Consider the following 18,300-nt stretch of genomic DNA (forward strand, 5'->3'; position numbering starts at 1 on the left):
GCTCCCGCGTGCAAAATGTGAGAGTTTTTGCAAAACACGGTGCTACAGGAGGAGGAAACCTATGCTTTCAGTCGGGCTTTTGGGCGCAGGCCGTATCGGGCAGGTGCATGCAGCAAACATTGCACATCACAAAGACAGCCAACTCGTGGCCGTATCGGACGTTTTCGCCGAACCGGCGTCTAAGCTGGCCAAAGAATACGCAATTGAGGTCAGGTCTACCGAAGCGATCTTATCCGACCCCGCCATCGATGCAGTGTTGATCGCGACATCCACAGATACCCATTCCGATTTGATCGAAGCCGCCGTGGCGGCGGGCAAGTCTGTGTTGTGCGAGAAACCGGTGGATTTGAGCCTTGAGCGCGCCAAACGTTGTCAGGATGTTGTCGCCAAGTCCAAGCAACCCGTGATGATCGGGTTCAACCGACGTTTTGACCCCAACTTTGCAACGTTGAAAGCCGCATTCCATGCGGGCGATATCGGCAAAGGGGAACTGCTCACCGTGACCAGCTTTGACCCTGCGCCCCCTCCGGTCAGCTATGTCAAGGTGTCTGGCGGTCTGTATCGCGACATGATGATCCACGACTTTGACATCGTCTGTTGGCTTTTTGGCGCTGTCCCGCAAAGAGTTTCGGCAGCTGGCGCCAGCCTTGTCGATCCCGAAATCGGAGCTGCGGGGGATGTGGATACCGCAATTGTCACCCTGCAATTTGCAGACGGGCGGCTAGCGGTGATCAAAAACAGCCGCCGCGCGGCCTTTGGCTATGACCAGCGCATTGAGCTTTTGGGATCAACGGGAATGCTCAGCGCCGAGAATATGTTGGAGAATACGGTCGTAAAAGCAACCAGTGCCGGTGTGACCTCAGCCAAGCCAGAGCATTTTTTCCTTGAGCGCTACAACAAAGCCTACCAGATCGAATGGAATGCCTTTGTTGAAGCCGTTGCCGCCAAGACCGCCTTCCCTGCGTCACTCGCCGATGGTGTCAACGCCCTTGCTTTGGCAGAAGCTGCCAACGCCTCGTTGAAACAGGGCAAAACGATTGAATTGGCACATTTTCTTTAATGAGGATTTCCATGAAAAGCCTTGATGTCATCACGATTGGCCGCTCATCGGTCGATTTATACGGTAGCCAGATCGGCGGTCGACTGGAAGATATGGGTTCATTCTCCAAATATCTGGGCGGGTCGCCAACCAATATGTCAACGGGTACGGCTCGATTGGGGCTGAAGTCCGCGCTCATCACCCGCGTTGGCGACGAGCATATGGGCCGGTTCATACGCGAACAGCTTGAACGCGAAGGCGTGGATACACGCGGCGTTGTCACCGACCCCGAGCGCCTCACCGCACTGGTGCTTTTGGGCATTCGGGATCGGGAGCAATTCCCGTTGATTTTCTACCGCGAAAATTGCGCCGATATGGCCCTCTGCGAAGAGGATATTGATCCCGCCTTCATTGCTCAAAGCCGCTGTGTTACGGTCACGGGTACGCATCTTTCCAACCCCCAAACGGAAGGCGCTGTCCTCAAAGCGTTAAAACTGGCCCGCCAAACCGGTGCCCAGACAGCGCTTGATATCGACTATCGGCCCAACCTTTGGGGCCTGTCGGGCCACGGCGACGGCGAAAACCGGTTTATTGCCTCAGACGCCGTGACGACAAAATTGCAATCCACGCTACATTATTTTGACCTGATCGTCGGAACGGAAGAAGAGTTCCATATTGCAGGTGGCACCACTGATACGCTGCAGGCTCTTCGCGCGGTGCGAAAAGTGTCCAAGGCGACCCTCGTTTGCAAGCGCGGTGCAATGGGGGCGGTTGCCTTCACCGATGCCATTCCCGACAGTCTGGATGACGGCCAAAGCGGTCCGGGTTTCCCCATTGAGGTGTTCAATGTACTTGGCGCGGGCGATGGTTTTATGTCGGGCTTGCTAAAGGGCTGGCTGGATGGCGAAGACTGGCCAACGGCGCTCAAATATGCCAATGCCTGCGGTGCGTTTGCCGTTTCGCGCCACGGCTGCACCCCTGCTTATCCAAGTTGGGAGGAGCTGCAATTTTTCCTCAAACGCGGCATCAAGATCAAAGCATTGCGCAAGGACCCAGAGCTCGAGCAATTGCACTGGTCCACCAACCGGCCACCGATCAGCAAGGGTGACTGGTCCGATATGCGGGTGTTTGCTTTTGACCACCGTATGCAATTGGAAGAAATGGATGGCGCGGCGCCTGATAAAATAGGCGCTTTCAAACAGCTGTGTGTCGAGGCCGCAACAAAGGTCTCCAACGGGCAGGCTGGCTATGGTTTGCTATGTGACGAACGACTGGGGCGTGATGCGCTAGACAAAGCAACGGGTCAAGGTCTCTGGATTGGCCGTCCGGTGGAATGGCCGGGCTCTCGTCCGTTGACGCTGGAGCCGCCGTTGGGGGAAGACTTGGGCGGTCTGTCTGAATGGCCGCTGGCTCATGTGGTCAAATGCCTGTGCTTTTATCATCCCGACGACAGCGATGAGATGAAAGCCGAACAGGAAACCGTGGTCAAACGCCTGTTTGCAGCCTCGCGCCGCAACCGGTTGGAATTTCTACTCGAGATCATTCCGTCCAAAGTCGGGCCGGTCAGCATAGATACGACACCGGCCATCATTCAGCGCTTTTATGACATCGGCATCTATCCCGATTGGTGGAAGCTTGAGGCGTTTAAGTCCAAGGCGGAATGGGCCAAGACCGTTGAGGCCATTGAGCGCAACGATGCCCATACACGCGGCATTGTGGTTCTTGGGCTGGATGCGCCGGCCGATGAACTGGCTGCATCCTTTGCGCAGGCGGCGAAATTTGAGCTTGTGCGCGGCTTTGCCGTGGGCCGTACCATCTTTGGGGACGCGGCACGCGCTTGGATGCAGGGACAGTTGACGGACGCGGAAGCTGTGTCAAAAATGGCAGACAAATATGCCAATCTTTGCGCGGTTTGGGACGAGGCGCGCGCTGTAGGGGGAGATAATCAATGACCACACTCAGATTGACCGCCGCTCAAGCCATGGTGCGCTACATCGCCGCGCAAATGAATGACGAAGGTGATGCGTTCATCGCTGGCATGTGGGCGATTTTTGGCCACGGCAACGTAGCTGGCATGGGCGAAGCCCTGTATCACGCCCAAGAAAACCTTGCGACCTATCGCGGCCATAATGAGCAAGGCATGGCCCATGCTGCCATTGCCTACGCCAAACAATCCTGTCGCAAACGGGCGATGGCGGTGACATCCTCCATTGGCCCGGGTGCGACCAACATGGTGACAGCGGCCGCGCTGGCCCATGTCAATCGGCTGCCGGTGCTGTTTGTACCCGGTGATGTGTTTGCCAATCGCGGCCCTGATCCTGTGTTGCAACAAGTAGAGAATTTTGGCGATGGTACCATTAGCGCCAATGATTGTTTTCGACCTGTGTCGCGCTATTTTGACCGTATCACGCGCCCCGAACAGCTTTTGACCGCCCTGCCACGGGCCTTTGCCACCATGACGGATCCTGCCGATTGCGGCCCCGTGACGCTGGCTTTCTGTCAGGATGTGCAGGCTGAGGCCTATGATTGGCCCTTGAGCTTCTTTGAGCCCCATATTTGGCACCAGCGCCGCGTGCATCCAGATCAAGGCGAGCTTGCCCGCGCTGTTGAAGCCATCAAAGCCGCGAAAAAGCCGGTGATTGTTGCGGGTGGCGGTGTGCATTATTCCGGCGCGTGTGATGCGCTGCAAGTCTTCGCTGAACAGTTTGCCATTCCAGTGGTCGAGAGCCAAGCGGGCAAGTCTGCCCTTGCTTGGGATCACCCGCTCAATCTGGGCCCTGTTGGGGTGACCGGAGCAACGCCAGCCAACAGCATTTGCGAAGAGGCTGATTTGGTACTGGGTGTCGGAACACGCTTCCAAGATTTCACCACTGGCTCATGGGCTTTGTTCAAAAATCCGGACCGTAAGCTGATCAGCCTTAATGTGGCCGCCTATGATGCGGTCAAACATGGCGCGATGCCTGTGCAGTGTGATGCGCGGGTCGGCTTGGCCGATCTCACCTCGACATTGGGGCAAGTGTGTTTTGATGCACCAAATCCTGTGCTGAAAAGTGATTGGTTTGCTGCCGTCGATCCCTTGTGCCAAGCCCCTTCTGAGGACGCCACGCAAAGCAATGGGTTGCCGACAGACCAACAGGTGATCGGGGCCGTGCAACGGGCGTCCGGCCCTGACACGGTGGTGATGTGCGCCGCGGGCACCATGCCCGGTGAATTGCACAAGCTTTGGAAAGCACCTCGCCCCGGAGCCTATCACATGGAATATGGCTATAGCTGCATGGGCTATGAGATTGCCGGTGCGATGGGCATTAAAATGGCCCAGCCGGACCGCGATGTTGTCTGCATGCTGGGCGACGGCTCTTACATGATGATGAACTCAGAGCTGGCGACCGCTGTGATGATGGGCATCAAAATCACCATCGTCATCACTGACAATGGCGGTTTTGGCTGTATCAACCGACTGCAAATGGGCACTGGCGGGGCCGAGTTCAACAATCTGCTCACCCATGCTGAGCATAAAGTCCCGTCAACCATCGACTTTGTCCAGCATAGTGCTTCCATGGGGGCAAGCTCGGTCAAAGCGGGCTCGATTGCCGAATTGGAAAAAGCACTGGAACAGGCCAAAGCAGCCACCGGTCCCTTTGTTGTGGTTATTGATACAGACCCCTATCCCAGCACGCCGGATGGTGGCCATTGGTGGGAGGTTGCCGTGCCCGAAGTCAGCCAGCGTGAGGAAGTCAACCAAGCGCGTGCAGATTATGTCCAAAACCTTGCAAATCGGATCTAAACCATGATCAAGTTTGGCACCAACCCCATAGCCTGGTCCAATGATGACGACCAAAGTCTGGGCGCGCATATCGGCCTTGCGCAATGCCTTGATGAAACCGCGAAAATCGGTTTTGACGGCATAGAGAAAGGCCACAAATTCCCCACCACCCCGAGCGAGATCGAAAAAGCGCTTGGCGGGCGCGGCCTTCGCTATATTTCCGGCTGGCATTCTCTCAATTTGCTAACCAACAGCCTTGAACAAGAAAAAGCGGCGATGCAGCCCTATCTTGATCTTTTAAAGGCTGTTGGGTCCGAGGTGATCATCACCTGCGAAACCTCCAACGCCATTCACGGCGCCGATGACATGCCGGTCAATGACAAACCCTGTTTGCTTGACACCGACTGGGACAATTTTGGCAAAGGCGTTGAGGCGCTGGCGCAGTTTGCCGCCGATCAAGGCATCACGCTGGTCTATCACCACCATATGGGCACGGTGGTGGAGAGTGAAACCGAGATTGACCGCTTTATGGACGTGACCGGTCCAGCAACCAAACTGTTGTTTGATACCGGCCATTGTTATTTCGGTGGCGGCGATGTTGCGGCCACTGCCAAACGTCACATGGCGCGGGTGGCCCATATCCACGCCAAAAATATCCGCGCAGACATAATGAAGCAAGTGCGTGAAGACGGCCTGTCATTCCTCGAAGGGGTGCGCCGTGGGGTCTTTACAGTACCCGGCGACACAGACGGCATTGTTGACTTCGAACCGGTTCTGGTTTCTGCTGCCGAGCATGGCTATGAAGGCTGGTTGGTCATTGAGGCCGAACAGGACCCCGACATTCGCAATCCGTTTGAGTACCAGTCCATGGGCTTTGCGGCCCTAAAGGAAATGGCACGCAAGGCGGGCCTCAAATAAGATCGGTAAACAGATATGTTTGACACGTCCCACCCCATGCTTCGCCCTCTCTGGGTCCGGTTATTGATCTGCACTCTTTGTTTGTCTTGGGCGGGGGTTGAGCTGCATCTTGGCAATGATACTTGGGCGATGATTTTTGGTGGTTTGGGTGCCTACTGTGTCTATCTACTGCTGATTGTCTATGTCCCGACGGCTGACGAGACAGACAATGATTTGGACAAACAACCATGACAAATCTTTTACGCAAACCCACTGCTACCAGTGGCAAGGTGCATGATATCACGCCCAAAGAAGCCAACTGGGGCTATGTGGGTTTTGCCCTTTATGCCCTTCAACCCGGTGAGACGGCATCGGATGTGACCGGTGACCGCGAGATTATTCTGGTCATGATCGAAGGCAAAGCCAACGTCAAAGCGGCGGGCCAGGACTGGGGCGAGCTGGGCGACCGGATGAGTGTTTTTGAACGCACACCACCCCATTGTCTCTATGTCCCCAATGACAAAGACTGGATGATTGAAGCCACCACACCCTGCAAGGTGGCGATTTGTTCGGCTCCGGGCTCCGGCAACCATCAAGCCCAGCGCTTGGGGCCCGATGCTATTGAGCTGACCCAGCGGGGAAAGGGGCAGAACACCCGATATATCAATAACATTGCCATGGAAGATCGCGATGTGGCCGACAGCCTTTTGGTGACGGAGGTCTTCACACCCAATGGCAACTGGTCGTCCTATCCAAGCCATCGCCATGACGAGGATGATTACCCTCACATGACCTATCTGGAAGAGACCTACTATCACCGCCTCAACCCGGCCAACGGCTTCGGCATCCAACGTGTCTATACCGATGACGGCTCTCTTGACGAAACCATGGCTGTCAAAGACGGAGACGTTGTTCTGGTTCCCAAAGGGCACCATCCATGCGGTGCGCCTTATGGCTTTGACATGTATTATCTCAACGTGATGGCTGGCCCTTTGCGCAAGTGGCGCTTTGAAGCCGCACCAGAAGTCAAATGGATCATGGAACGCGACGGCTAGAGGCTATCGCCCAGCATCAATGCCAAGGGAAAACCCAACCAAGTTAAGACGAGGCCACAAAAAGCGATCAGCCCAAAAGGCTGGTCGTTTTTTCTTTCAGGTCTTTTAGATCGCAAAATCTGCTCTATACTATTTATTTAACGCTCCCTCCCCTTCCCTTTGTGATGGCGCGCAGATTTGCCGACCGTCCCAAGGCTCCCAAACAGAGTGACTCCAATGACCCAAGCCTTTGCTATTTCTATCGATGACATCCTTACCGCCGCAGATCGCCTTTCCAGCCATGCGGTTCGAACACCTTTGCTGGAGTTTGCACCACTGAACGAGCGGGTTGGCAAGCGGGTGTTGGTGAAATTCGAAGGCGCGCAGCACACCGGGTCCTTCAAATTTCGGGGAGCATACAACCGGCTATCGGCGCTTGACCCTGCGGAACGGTCGGCGGGTGTTGTGGCTTGGTCATCGGGCAATCATGCACAGGGTATCGCTGCTGCTGCGGGGCAGCTTGGCATTCCTGCGACAATTGTTATGCCAGCGGATGCACCTGCGATCAAAATGAACAACACCAAAGCGCTCGGTGCTGAAGTCGTCACCTATGACCGCTACACAGAATCGCGCGAAGAGATTGCCACTGCTCTGGCCAAAAAGAGCGGCGCCATTCTCGTGCCCAGCTACAATGACCCCTATGTCATAGCAGGCCAAGGCACCGCAGGTCTTGAAATTCTGGATCAAGCTCAAGCCGTTGATGCCAACATTGGAGCTGTCTTGGTCTGCTGCGGCGGCGGCGGCCTGACAGCGGGGATAGCAACTGCCGTGAAATCGCGCTTACCCGACGCTGCCATCTATTCCGTAGAGCCTTCAGGGTTTGATTCCACAGCGCGGTCCCTAAAAAGCGGCTCAATTGTGGGCAATGATCCGGAGGCTCGTTCCATTTGTGATGCTTTGCAATCGCCAATGCCCGGTGAAATGACCTTCGCGATCAACAACGCTCTATTGGCGGGCGGGTTAAACGTGAATGACGACGAAATTCGGATGGCCGTGCGCTTTGCATTTGAGAAAATGAAACTGGTGGCCGAACCGGGCGGAGCGGCAGCTCTTGCGGCGGCACTGCACGGCAAAGTACCCGATCATGACGGTGATCTTGCGTTGGTCATATCAGGCGCCAATGTGGATCCGGCACTCTATTGCGAAATCCTGTCGTCTTGATCAGGCCTATCTGCCGCACGAGTGGTCTGAAGCTGATGCTTCAAACCACTCGTGCGGGATTCAAATGTTTCGGTTGAGCCACTAAGCTGACTTTTCAAATTCTGCCGCCAGAACGTCAGAGAGCTTCTCTAGCGCCCTCAGGACTTCGTGGCTGGCGTCATCCAGTGCCTTGAGGCCGGCAAACGCACCATCAAGGTCGCCAGCCGCATGGCATTCAAGCGCTTGTTTTGCCGCGGCATGGACCTCTTCGTGTGGATTAATCAGATCTTTGAAAACAGGCAGTGCACTCATGCCGTTGTTGTCAAAGCCGTCATACCATTTTCCCAAACGGCAAGCGTGGTGATCGGGAACCTCAGACGCCTTCCATTGACAACGGCCCATTATGGTATCGACAACTTTCTTTTTGAACAGAATGTGATCAATTTTCGCCATTTCGCAAAGAGACCTATCGGAATTGGCCTCGAACCACTTCCCGGCGTTGCTACTGAAATCGTCGTTGCTCTCCTGTAGGTTCTTGACCATCACCGCCAGGGTCTGCTCGTTCTCGGTTGACAAATCAGCCACTCCGGCAACGCTGCTGGCGATCTCATGACTGGCTTCGGTCTGTTGATGCAAAATGTTGGAAACTTCTTGCATATTGCCAGACACTTCACTCACCTGAGTGCGCAATTCATCCATCAGGTTGTTGGCACCAAGGATCAAGGTCTGGCCCTGCTCGATTGCTTCCAACGAGCCGCTGATTGACCCTTGAATGGTGCCCATCCCTTGGTTGAGCGCATGAATGCGTTTTGAGATGTCTTCTGCCGCTTTGTTGGAAAGGGATGCGAGTTCCTTGACCTCGGCGGCAACCACAGCAAACCCCTTGCCAGCTTCTCCGGCACGGGCCGCCTCAATTGTTGCATTCAACGCCAACAGATTGGTCTGGTTTGAAATGCTTTCAATCACCGTCAGAAACTCACCAATTTGCTGAGAGGATTCCATCAAATCAGTCAGGCTGCTTTCGGTTTGTTGCGAAGTCTCGGCAATGTTTGACATGGCTTCGAGCACCGACTGCATGGCATCCAGCCCTTCAGACACCGAGTTGCTCGCTTCGTCGGCATTCTTGGCCGTGTGCTCGCTGTTTGTGGAAATTTGTTCGGTTGAGGCGACCAGCTCTGCAACGGCTGCGGAAATGGCCTGTCCGCTTTGTGATGACGCACGAACGTTGCGAGACAAAATGGCCATATCCATGGAAATACCATTAACGTCTTCGACTGTTTTGGAGAGATTCTTGAGGTTTCGAAAGCTTTCAATTTCCGTTCGCATTGCATTTTCTTTGCGGCGGGAGTTTTCGTTAAACGTGCCTATTGACATAACCATGTCGGTAAAGAAGCGCGAGACGGTGGCTTGAAGCAGGCGACTGGCCTTCATGGGGGCCAGCTTGTTCTTGGAAATGATTAGAGGAATAAGATCCTGCAGAATGCGACCATAGGAGGCGACATACCACTGCACGTCCAAATCGGCCCGCACATGCGCTTCGCCCACTTTGATTGAATGGCGTTCAAATTCTGCATCAGGGTCACGGGTCAGAATAAACTCCCAATGCTTCGCCTGTGCCGACCTGATACCGGCCAATTTCTGACCATCCTTGCCCAGTTTTTCGCTCAGCTCGGGGTAGTTCAAAACATGCTTATAGAAAGAATCCAGAACAGATCCAAGTTCGGGCTCAATCGCTTTCCACGCAGCATTGGAGTATTTTAATTCGGTTCCATATCCTGAGAGAAAGCCGATGAAATCATCAGATTTAGAACTGATTGAATGATTTGTTTTTGCTTTAAATTCAGCTTGATTGGTCTGCATTGTTGAGCCCTTGCCATTGTGTTTGGCCCAGTTTAGCTATTTGATCGTTAAAAAACATTTATGTATATGTATGACAAAACACCTTAAACACATGAAATATAGATATATTTCATCAATCCAATCACCATGTAGCGGTGAAGTTTTATGTGGAATTCATAGCATTATACGAGCAAAATCTATCTACATCCTGAAACGTTACAGCTTAAATATTGAAACGCTTCGATGCCAAATCCAAACAGAAAAGCGGCCAGACTTACCTCTGCAGATTGGCCTCTACAGATTGGCCTCTACAAATTGGCCCTCTTGGGTAAATTGCCAAATGGGAGCACATCCCCTATTAAGCTGATCAGAACAGAAAGTTGCGAAGATGGCTTTGAAAAGACCGACACTGAAAACAATATCGGAATTGAGCGGCTTTGCGGTTACCACCGTGTCCAGAGCGCTGAGCGACGGGCCAGAAATCGGGGCTGAAACCAAAAAGAAAGTGCGCAAGATTGCCGACGATATCGGTTATGTGCGCAACCGATCAGGCGTTGGACTGGTAACCGGCAAGAGCAATGTCATTTCGCTTATTCTGTCTGCAGATCACGATGTGATTGATGACCATACCGGCCGATTGATTGCCTCAATTGCGCGCCATCTGCAGGGCACACTCTATCATATGAATATCGTGACTTATGCAACCCAGACGCAACGGCTTGAGGTGGTCAAACATGTTGTGGAGACACGCAGCGCTGACGCTGTCATTCTCAGCCAGATAGAACCGGATGACCAGCGGATCGCCTATCTTTTGGAACGGCAATTCCCCTTTGTTGCCTATGGCCGCAGCAATTGGAAAGAGCAGCATGCCTTTTTCGATTTTGACAATATCGCCTTTGGTACGCAAGCAGCCAGAATCTTGATCGAAAAGGGTCGCAAGCGCCTATTGTTTATCTCCCCACCCGATAATCTGAGCTACAGCAAAGACATCTACAAAGGCATAGAACAGGGGCTATTGGCTTCGGATGCGCGGGTGGAAATCTTAGAAGGCGCTTCCAGCCACGACGGCAACGAGGCGATGCGTAAGGCGCTTGTGCAGCGTTTTTCCCAGCCCGGAACGCTGGATGGCATCATTGCGCCTTCGACATCGTCGGCGGTTGTGTCGATTGCCGCACTTGAACAAAGCGGTCTGGTATTGGGGAAGGATGTCGACATTTTTGCAAAAGAGGCCTCGCCCTATCTCCAGTATATTCGCAAAGAAGTCATGTCCGTCTATGAGAATTTGACGTTGGCAGGGGAATTTCTGGCCAAGGCAGCGCTGCAAGCGATCGATGATCCTGCCGCCCCGCCCATGCATCGCTTGGAATTGTCAGGGGATCATCTGTCCGACAGCGAATGCAACCCGGTTTGAGCGGTTAATTATACAAGTGCGCGGCAAAAACAAAAGGGCCGGACACCACATTACTGATCATGTCGCGGATATCGTCCGGAATGTCAGAGCTGTCTACATCATACAAGCCGCATTGCCGCAATGCCCTCAGAGCACTTGTGCTCAAGGGTATACGTTCGAGATAAACCCTGACTGCGCAGGGTGTATGAGAGTGGTCCGCAGAGACACCCAGTTTGATGCCATTCAAACGGCGCCATTTGTGGGCATAATCAGGGTAGAGAACGGTCTGGGTCAGCTCCACGCCGGTGCTATATTCATAGTCACTCAAGAACACTCGCTCACCGGTCAAAAGGGCGACCCCTTGATATCGGTGATGACGCAGGGTCGCCCGATCATGGGGGCCCATGCGCTCCAGTCTGCGGTAGAATAATTTGTCCTCTTGGCGCGAGAAATGGATCAAGCTGCGAATGATTTTTCCGGGCCGCGCCATGGAATAGTGATATTCCCAAAAGGTCCCGGCCAGATTTTGGATGCGTGGCTCATTCAGAGACATGACGTGATCAAAATGCTGGCGCAATTCACGCACGATTGGTCCTTTGTCCAGACTGCGGAGTTTGACAATTTGGGCAAACTCTTCAAAGGGCAACAGCAATTCATATTCTTCAACACCGAAATAATCGCAAATCTTGCGCATCAAGGCGATTCGGGGTCGAGAGTCCCCCGCCAAATATCGGTTCAACTGGCTGCGGTTGATTTTCAAATCGCGCCCAACCTGCGAAACAGAGGGGCTGTAAGAGCATAACAGTTTCAAATTCTCAGAAAATTCCGTCATAGTGTCTCTTTTTGCACCTGTATCTGCATCAATTCGCACTATGTTACCGGGCCAAAGCCCATTGTCAATTCCGAGAGGGTCTGTGAACTTGGCCGTGTTGATGACAGCAAACAGGGCGCACGTTTGTTGCAGGCAGCAAGTACACCAGAAAATGCGAGAGTGATGTGAAAGACCTTCTTTTGATCCACACCGGCGGCACCATTGGCATGGCGCAAACCGATTTTGGCCTCGCCCCAAAGGATGGGCTGGTGGAAGGCATCGTCAACAGCTTGCTGCCCGAAGGCATGACGCTGCGCACCCATATATTTGCCCCGTTGATTGACAGCTCGGATGTGGGGCCTCACCACTGGAATCAGATCCTTGATCTGATTGAAGCAGCACCCGACACTGCCGTCTTGATCACCCACGGCACGGACACCATGTCCTTTACGGGCGCCGCCCTGTCACAGGCCTTGGTGGGACTGCATCGCAGGGTCGTTTTATGCGGCTCTATGGTGCCCTTGTTGATGGAAGGGGATGCCGAACCCAATTTGCAACTGGCCATCGCAACCGCCATGTGCCCGGGCGAAGGCGTCTTCCTTAGTTTTGCTCAGCGCGTAATGCATGCGGGAGGACTTGTCAAACATGACAGCAGCATGCCGGATTCTTTTCGTCCCCTGCCACAAGCACCCCTATCTCCCCCTAAAAACCGGCGCTTTGATGACAGACGATTTGCCATTTTGAGCCTATCGCCGGGGTTGCCGAAAGTGGCTCTTCAGGCGGCTCTGGAACAATTGGACGGCGCGGTGTTGCGTATTTATGGCTCAGGTACCGCGATGTCGGATCCGGGTATTCTTGAGTTGCTTGCTGATGCAACACGGCAAGGCAAACGCCTGCGCGCAGTCAGCCAATGCGAGACCGGCGGCTTGAGACCGGGAACCTATGCTGCAGGAGGTGGACTGTGGAAAGCCGGCGTTGAGAACGGTGGTTTGGAGACATCCGAAGCCGCGCTGATACAGCTTTGGCTGAATTGATCCAACGGGTTGGTTTGGTCTCTGTGTTCATTCAACAAAAAGCCGCCCAACGGGCGGCTTTTTCTATTTTGGCAAACTGCTTATATCGTGTTTTAGGTCCAGCGCGCCTTGTCCCAAGCTTCATGATCAATATCGAGATCCTTGAAGTTGTTCGGGTCCAGAACTGGCCTTTCAACGCCATTTTTCAACTGGGCACGGAAATCATCCACCACACGCATGGCAACGGGGAATAGCATCAGGATGGCCACCAGATTGACCACGGCTAGGACACCCATTAAGGGATCGGAGAAGAAGAAAACCGAGGTCGCATTTGGTGCTGCAGCGCCAAGGAAAACAATCCCCAGAATTGCAACACGCAAGACATTGACTGCCATTTTCGATTTGGTAATCGCCGACAGAGCATTTTCACCCAGATAGGTGTTGTAGATGATCGAAGAGAAAGAAAACAGCAGGATGGCAAAGGTGAGCCCAAATTTCGACCATTCGCCATAATGGCTGGCCAAAGACTGCTGGGTCAGCACCACACCGTCGATTCCTTCAGCACCAGCAACATAGACATCACCAAGTAGGATGATGAAAGCAGTGCAGGAACAAATCAGAATAGTGTCAATGAACACAGACAAAGACTGGGTGATGCCTTGACTGACGGGATGGCGAACAAGCGCTGTCGCGGCCACGTTTGGCGCGGAACCGAGACCGGCCTCATTGGAGAACAAACCGCGTCTCAGGCCCTGCGCAATGGCCGCTCCCATGCCACCAGCGACCGCTTGATCAAAGCCGAAGGCGCTCTGGATGATGCGGTTAAACACAGCGGGCACATCGGCAATATTCATGATGATCACAAGGACCGCCAATCCCAGATATGCCAACGCCATGATAGGCACAACCACATCTGCGGCTTTGGCGATGCGTTGAATGCCACCAAACACCACAAAGGCCGTGACAATGGTCAAAAAGCCACCAGTTATGACCCGATCAATGCCGAGCGCTTCCTGAACGGCTCCGGCAACCGTGTTGCCTTGGAACGCATTAAACCCAAGGCCAAAAGAGGCCAACAAACAGATCGCATAGACGATCGCCAGCCATTGGTAACGACGTCCCAGTCCATGAAGGATATAAAAGGCTGGCCCGCCACGGAACGCTCCATTGCTATCGACACGTTTGTAGACCTGAGCCAACGTACATTCGATCAGGCTTGTTGCCATGCCAACCAGTGCAATGAGCCACATCCAGAAGACCGCCCCCGGTCCGCCCAATGTGATTGCAACGGCAACCCCAGCAATGTTACCACCGCCGACACGTCCCCCGACCGAGACAAGCAAGGCGGCGCGTGCTGAAATTGAATTGGGGTCGGCATTTTTATCGCCACCCCACAAAACACGAAACATGCGTGCAAAAAATTCGAGCTGAACAAAGCCCGACATGATGGTGATGAACACACCAAAGACCACAAGAATCGGGATCAATGCCCAACCCCAGGTCAAATCGTTGATATACCCGAACAGCGCCTCGAGAAATTCCATGGATAACTCCCTTATGCGCGGAGAGGCCCTCCGCATTTTATGCCCCCACTTTAGGGATAAAGCGCTTGTGGCTATACGGCTCAGATCAACAATGACTGATGCTCTTTGATGCTATTTAAGCGTCATTCAACATAAGGCGTTAGGAATATGTTAACTTTTGGCAAAGGCACTCTTTAATCACCAGTAATCAACGGGCCAAACCGGGACCGGTATTGGGTATTGGCTTGAGAATCAGATGAGACAAACAGAGGGCAGATTCAGGCAATGAAGCAGGGAAATAGAGCAAACCCAATCCATAGCGCGAAACTTTGTACCCTCATGATTGGGCGTCAAGAAAGCGTTCGAACGCTTTGAGCGTTTCACCTGACACATGATGTTCAATGCCTTCAGCATCGATTTCAGCCGTTTCAGGGGGCACGCCGACAGCAATCAACAATGACACCACGGACCGGTGACGGTTGCGCACACGATCGGCCAGAGCGGAGCCTTCATCGGTTAGAAACACTCCGCGATAAGGTCGGGAAACGGCAAGGCCTTCGCGCTTGATCCGGGCAATAGCCTTGGTGGCCGTCGGGTGGGCCACCCCCATGCGTTCAGCAATATCAGCCACACGGGCTTCGCCATGTTCGCCGATCAGATCGCCAATCATTTCAACATAGTCTTCCATTACCGCTTTGGCCTGTGCCTCACGCGCCCGGGCAAACCGATTGGCCTGAACGCTGGTTTTTACGGGTTTTTCTGTCATGTCGATCTTCTGAGAGCCGGTGTTACCATGCACTATTCTGCATGACGAATAAATCTTTGTAGCCTTGGGTACAGAATGTTCCTTCTAAATGCAATGTGGAAAATGGTCACGCAGACAGGCCGTGACAATATTGCCTATTGCAGAAAAATTAGCCTTGGCTATATTTCAAAGCCAAATAGAAGTTATATTGGTCGGCCTACGGAGATGACGTCGATGTTTGCAACGGAACGAACGCGTTCAGATATGAATGCGGTTTTGGTGGGGGAAAAGCGCGGCATACGCGGCAAACTATTGTTTGCCGGTCCGGCCGTCATCGCTTCTGTTGCCTATATGGATCCGGGCAATTATGCCACCAACATTCAGGCTGGCGCGGGCTACGGCTACAAATTGCTCTGGGTCGTGTTGCTTGCCAACCTGATCGCCATGCTGTTTCAGGCGCTTTCGGCGCGATTGGGCATCGTCACAGGCAAAAATCTGGCCGAGTTGTGTCGGGACAATTTCTCATCGCCCGTTGTTTGGGTCATGTGGTTTGTCAGTGAAATCGCGGCGATGGCAACCGATCTGGCCGAATTTCTGGGTGGCGCCATCGGGCTTGCTTTGCTGTTTGATATGCCTTTGATGGCAGGCATGACCGTGACCGCGATTGTGACTTACGGCATTTTGATGTTTGAACGCAAAGGATTCCGCCCGATGGAATTGATCATTGGCGCGATGGTGGCGGTGATCGGCTTGTGTTATTTGATCGAAATCCTGATTGCACCGGTCGCCTGGGGGGATGCAGCTGTTGGCATGGTCACGCCGCAATTGGCCGATGCGACAGCCCTGACCATCGCGGTGGGCATCATTGGCGCAACGGTTATGCCGCACGCCATTTATTTGCATTCAGGACTGACCCAAAACCGCGCCGATATCAAAAATGACACCGAACGCAAACGGGTGCTGAAATTTTCCAATACGGAGGTGGTGATTGCTCTGGCCATCGCTGGCATGGTCAATATGGCGATGGTGATGATGGCGGCCAGTGCCTTTCATCAAGGCCATAGCGAAGTTGCGGAGATCGAAACCGCCTACCACACCCTGACGCCTCTTTTGGGCGCTGCTGCGGCAGGCGTGTTTTTGATCTCGCTGATTGCTTCAGGCATTTCCAGCTCGGTGGTGGGCACAATGGCAGGGCAGATGATTATGCAAGGCTTCTTGCATTTTCGCGTGCCACTTTTGCTGCGCAGGCTGGTGACGATGGTGCCCGCCTTTGTCGTTGTGGCGATGGGGGTCAACGCAACGCAAGCGCTGGTGGTCAGTCAGGTCATTCTCAGCATCGCCCTGCCCGTTCCCATGGTGGCCTTGATCATCTTCACCTCGCGGCGCGATATCATGGGTGACTATGCCTCCGGCAAGCTGACCCGATTGTTAGCCTTTTTGGGCGCAACGGCAGTTCTTAGCCTCAACTTTGTGCTGCTGGCTGATGTGTTTGGTATTTCGATGCCGTTCTTGATTGGGTGACCATGCCTTGATGATTGCGTTTACGAACGCCATCCTTAAGGGGTGACAGGGTGCGCCTTGATCGTGCAGTCTGGGGCGTCTGATTCTTACGGTGCGGTACTGTCGCTCTTCGCACCTGCCTGACGCTCGGGAACGCACGGTATGGCCAACCAATCCATCAAGGAAACCGACCTTTACGCACCGGTGAAAGACTATCTTGTCGGTCAAGGCTATGAGGTCAAGGGCGAGGTTGGCGCCGCCGATATTGTCGCCTGTAAAGACGACGACGAACCGGTGGTAGTCGAGCTGAAAGTCGGATTTTCCCTCACCCTGATCCATCAGGCGATCGCACGACAAAGCATGACTGATACGGTCTATATCGCAGTGCCGCACGGGACCGGCAAACCCTTTTTAAAATCCCTTAAGAACAATACCACCCTGTGTCGCAGGCTTGGTTTGGGGCTGATTACCGTGCGGTTGAAAGACAATTTGGTCACGGTTCATGCGGACCCTGCGCCCTATAAACCGCGGCAGGTGAAAAAACGCAAAACAAGACTATTACGCGAATTTGCCAAACGCGTCGGCGACCCCAACACGGGAGGCGCAACCCGAAAGGGTTTGATCACAACCTATCGGCAGGATTCGCTAAAATGTTTGAAATTTCTTAGCATCAGCGGCCCGACCAAAGCAGCCTTGGTAGCCAAACAAACCGAAGTGGAAACAGCACGGCGCATTATGGCCGACGATCACTACGGCTGGTTCGAACGGATTGCCACCGGCATTTATCAAGTCACACCCAAAGGACAAGAGGCGCTGAAGGACTATTCCACGATGTTGGACAAACTGGCTATCGGGTTGGACTAGGACCGCTCCTCAATAGCCGCCGACGGACTGCCTTGCCCGGGCTGCGACACTGACGCCCCTTGCGCCTGTTCATCTCGCTACCTAGATCTCATGCAACCCAAAAAGCCCATGCAAGACTGCGTTATCGTCGGGGCGCAGGCATGTTGGGCTTATCATCCATAGCGGAGCAAACAATGAAGATCGCCGTAACCTCACAGAATTTCAAGACCGTCACCAACCACGCAGGGCGCGCGCGCCGCTTTATTGTCTTCACGGTAGGACAAGACAATCAACCACAAGAGACCGAACGCTTTGATCTACCCAAAGACCAGTGCATCCATGAACTGGGCGGCAAAAAAGTAGCGCACGCGCTGGATGGTGTGGATGTGGTGATTTCCGCCTCTTTTGGTCCGGGCTTCGCACGCAATATGGCATCCCGCGACGTGATCGCCAGCCTAACCGATGAAACAGATCCGGTTCGTGCCGTGCAAGACTATCTGAGCAATGGCCAACGTCTCCCCTCCCCAGAAGGCTGCGGCGAAGACCATCACCACGGCTCCCACTAAGCGGGGGCGCGTGGCCCAGATCTAGGAAGGTTGAAGGCTGGTTGGGGGGTAGCATCTCCAAATGAGAATGGCAGATGTATTTTCTGTCTGTTGCGCTGCATAGGGCTGGTTGGAGCCCATTGTGACGCATGCTGCGT

The 18,300-nt window shown here is 53.8% G+C and carries 16 protein-coding genes; 12 read left to right on the forward strand and 4 right to left on the reverse strand.

Translation table 11 applies throughout. The features are described 5' to 3' along the window. Positions 1-61: 61 nt before the first annotated feature. From iolG to C0081_RS18075, 7 genes are all read left to right on the forward strand, one after another. Positions 62-1,060, forward strand: a complete 999-nt coding sequence (gene iolG / locus C0081_RS18045) for an inositol 2-dehydrogenase (RefSeq protein WP_101535239.1) — start codon at positions 62-64, stop codon at positions 1,058-1,060. An 11-nt stretch (positions 1,061-1,071) separates the two neighbouring features. Then, positions 1,072-2,991 (forward strand): bifunctional 5-dehydro-2-deoxygluconokinase/5-dehydro-2-deoxyphosphogluconate aldolase, encoded by a 1,920-nt coding sequence (locus C0081_RS18050; RefSeq protein ID WP_101535240.1) that lies wholly within the window; start codon positions 1,072-1,074, stop codon positions 2,989-2,991. Next, positions 2,988-4,823, forward strand: coding sequence for a 3D-(3,5/4)-trihydroxycyclohexane-1,2-dione acylhydrolase (decyclizing) (iolD, locus tag C0081_RS18055; RefSeq protein ID WP_101535241.1), 1,836 nt, complete (start codon positions 2,988-2,990; stop codon positions 4,821-4,823). The genes C0081_RS18050 and iolD overlap by 4 nt, the downstream gene beginning before the upstream one ends. A gap of 3 nt (positions 4,824-4,826) precedes the next feature. Further along, positions 4,827-5,720, forward strand: coding sequence for a myo-inosose-2 dehydratase (iolE, locus tag C0081_RS18060; protein ID WP_101535242.1), 894 nt, complete (start codon positions 4,827-4,829; stop codon positions 5,718-5,720). 15 nt (positions 5,721-5,735) lie between these two features. Further along, positions 5,736-5,951 (forward strand): hypothetical protein, encoded by a 216-nt coding sequence (locus C0081_RS18065; RefSeq protein ID WP_101535243.1) that lies wholly within the window; start codon positions 5,736-5,738, stop codon positions 5,949-5,951. After that, positions 5,948-6,754, forward strand: a complete 807-nt coding sequence (gene iolB, locus C0081_RS18070; protein ID WP_101535244.1) for a 5-deoxy-glucuronate isomerase — start codon at positions 5,948-5,950, stop codon at positions 6,752-6,754. The genes C0081_RS18065 and iolB overlap by 4 nt, the downstream gene beginning before the upstream one ends. A 216-nt stretch (positions 6,755-6,970) precedes the next feature. After that, positions 6,971-7,954 carry a threonine/serine dehydratase family protein gene (locus tag C0081_RS18075; protein WP_101535245.1) on the forward strand — a complete coding sequence of 328 codons (984 nt, stop codon included), beginning with the start codon at positions 6,971-6,973 and terminating at the stop codon, positions 7,952-7,954. 81 nt (positions 7,955-8,035) lie between these two features. Here the strand turns inward: C0081_RS18075 and C0081_RS18080 are convergent, their stop codons facing one another. Further along, positions 8,036-9,793 (reverse strand): methyl-accepting chemotaxis protein, encoded by a 1,758-nt coding sequence (locus C0081_RS18080; protein ID WP_101535246.1) that lies wholly within the window; start codon positions 9,791-9,793, stop codon positions 8,036-8,038. A 367-nt stretch (positions 9,794-10,160) separates the two neighbouring features. On the opposite strand from C0081_RS18080, the gene C0081_RS18085 reads away from it, so the two are divergent. Further along, on the forward strand, positions 10,161-11,183 hold the full coding sequence (locus C0081_RS18085) for a LacI family transcriptional regulator (protein WP_101535247.1): 1,023 nt from the start codon (positions 10,161-10,163) through the stop codon (positions 11,181-11,183). A gap of 4 nt (positions 11,184-11,187) precedes the next feature. On the opposite strand, the gene C0081_RS18090 is transcribed toward C0081_RS18085, so the two are convergent. Beyond that, entirely contained in the window at positions 11,188-11,994 is an 807-nt protein-coding gene (locus C0081_RS18090; RefSeq protein WP_101535248.1) for a helix-turn-helix domain-containing protein, read from the reverse strand. Between the two features lie 164 nt (positions 11,995-12,158). On the opposite strand from C0081_RS18090, the gene C0081_RS18095 reads away from it, so the two are divergent. Beyond that, positions 12,159-13,007, forward strand: a complete 849-nt coding sequence (locus tag C0081_RS18095; protein ID WP_245417989.1) for an asparaginase domain-containing protein — start codon at positions 12,159-12,161, stop codon at positions 13,005-13,007. A 92-nt stretch (positions 13,008-13,099) separates the two neighbouring features. On the opposite strand, the gene C0081_RS18100 is transcribed toward C0081_RS18095, so the two are convergent. Continuing rightward, the gene (locus C0081_RS18100) at positions 13,100-14,530 is read right to left on the reverse strand and encodes an alanine/glycine:cation symporter family protein (protein ID WP_101535249.1); all 1,431 of its coding nucleotides are present in this window, start codon (positions 14,528-14,530) and stop codon (positions 13,100-13,102) included. A gap of 316 nt (positions 14,531-14,846) precedes the next feature. Beyond that, positions 14,847-15,275 (reverse strand): manganese-binding transcriptional regulator MntR, encoded by a 429-nt coding sequence (gene mntR / locus C0081_RS18105; RefSeq protein ID WP_101535274.1) that lies wholly within the window; start codon positions 15,273-15,275, stop codon positions 14,847-14,849. A gap of 213 nt (positions 15,276-15,488) precedes the next feature. On the opposite strand from mntR, the gene C0081_RS18110 reads away from it, so the two are divergent. The 3 genes from C0081_RS18110 (at position 15,489) to C0081_RS18120 (ending at position 18,163) form a co-directional block, all read left to right on the forward strand. Further along, positions 15,489-16,775, forward strand: coding sequence for an Nramp family divalent metal transporter (locus C0081_RS18110; protein WP_210200550.1), 1,287 nt, complete (start codon positions 15,489-15,491; stop codon positions 16,773-16,775). Positions 16,776-16,916: 141 nt separating this feature from the next. Next, entirely contained in the window at positions 16,917-17,618 is a 702-nt protein-coding gene (locus C0081_RS18115; RefSeq protein WP_180966954.1) for a DUF2161 domain-containing phosphodiesterase, read from the forward strand. A gap of 173 nt (positions 17,619-17,791) precedes the next feature. Beyond that, complete coding sequence (locus tag C0081_RS18120) at positions 17,792-18,163, forward strand: NifB/NifX family molybdenum-iron cluster-binding protein (RefSeq protein WP_180966955.1); 372 nt, start codon at positions 17,792-17,794, stop codon at positions 18,161-18,163. Positions 18,164-18,300 lie beyond the last annotated feature (137 nt).

Source organism: Cohaesibacter celericrescens (assembly GCF_002866925.1).
In the GTDB taxonomy this organism is placed as follows: domain Bacteria; phylum Pseudomonadota; class Alphaproteobacteria; order Rhizobiales; family Cohaesibacteraceae; genus Cohaesibacter; species Cohaesibacter celericrescens.

Excerpts from the sequence above, each read along its gene's own strand:
- iolG (WP_101535239.1), top strand. The coding sequence starts at position 62 with ATGCTTTCAGTCGGGCTTTTGGGCGCAGGCCGTATCGGGCAGGTGCAT.
- C0081_RS18050 (WP_101535240.1), top strand. The coding sequence starts at position 1,072 with ATGAAAAGCCTTGATGTCATCACGATTGGCCGCTCATCGGTCGATTTA.
- iolD (WP_101535241.1), top strand. The coding sequence starts at position 2,988 with ATGACCACACTCAGATTGACCGCCGCTCAAGCCATGGTGCGCTACATC.
- iolE (WP_101535242.1), top strand. The coding sequence starts at position 4,827 with ATGATCAAGTTTGGCACCAACCCCATAGCCTGGTCCAATGATGACGAC.
- C0081_RS18065 (WP_101535243.1), top strand. The coding sequence starts at position 5,736 with ATGTTTGACACGTCCCACCCCATGCTTCGCCCTCTCTGGGTCCGGTTA.
- iolB (WP_101535244.1), top strand. The coding sequence starts at position 5,948 with ATGACAAATCTTTTACGCAAACCCACTGCTACCAGTGGCAAGGTGCAT.
- C0081_RS18075 (WP_101535245.1), top strand. The coding sequence starts at position 6,971 with ATGACCCAAGCCTTTGCTATTTCTATCGATGACATCCTTACCGCCGCA.
- C0081_RS18080 (WP_101535246.1), bottom strand. The coding sequence starts at position 9,793 with ATGCAGACCAATCAAGCTGAATTTAAAGCAAAAACAAATCATTCAATC.
- C0081_RS18085 (WP_101535247.1), top strand. The coding sequence starts at position 10,161 with ATGGCTTTGAAAAGACCGACACTGAAAACAATATCGGAATTGAGCGGC.
- C0081_RS18090 (WP_101535248.1), bottom strand. The coding sequence starts at position 11,994 with ATGACGGAATTTTCTGAGAATTTGAAACTGTTATGCTCTTACAGCCCC.
- C0081_RS18100 (WP_101535249.1), bottom strand. The coding sequence starts at position 14,530 with ATGGAATTTCTCGAGGCGCTGTTCGGGTATATCAACGATTTGACCTGG.
- mntR (WP_101535274.1), bottom strand. The coding sequence starts at position 15,275 with ATGACAGAAAAACCCGTAAAAACCAGCGTTCAGGCCAATCGGTTTGCC.
- C0081_RS18110 (WP_210200550.1), top strand. The coding sequence starts at position 15,489 with ATGTTTGCAACGGAACGAACGCGTTCAGATATGAATGCGGTTTTGGTG.
- C0081_RS18115 (WP_180966954.1), top strand. The coding sequence starts at position 16,917 with ATGGCCAACCAATCCATCAAGGAAACCGACCTTTACGCACCGGTGAAA.
- C0081_RS18120 (WP_180966955.1), top strand. The coding sequence starts at position 17,792 with ATGAAGATCGCCGTAACCTCACAGAATTTCAAGACCGTCACCAACCAC.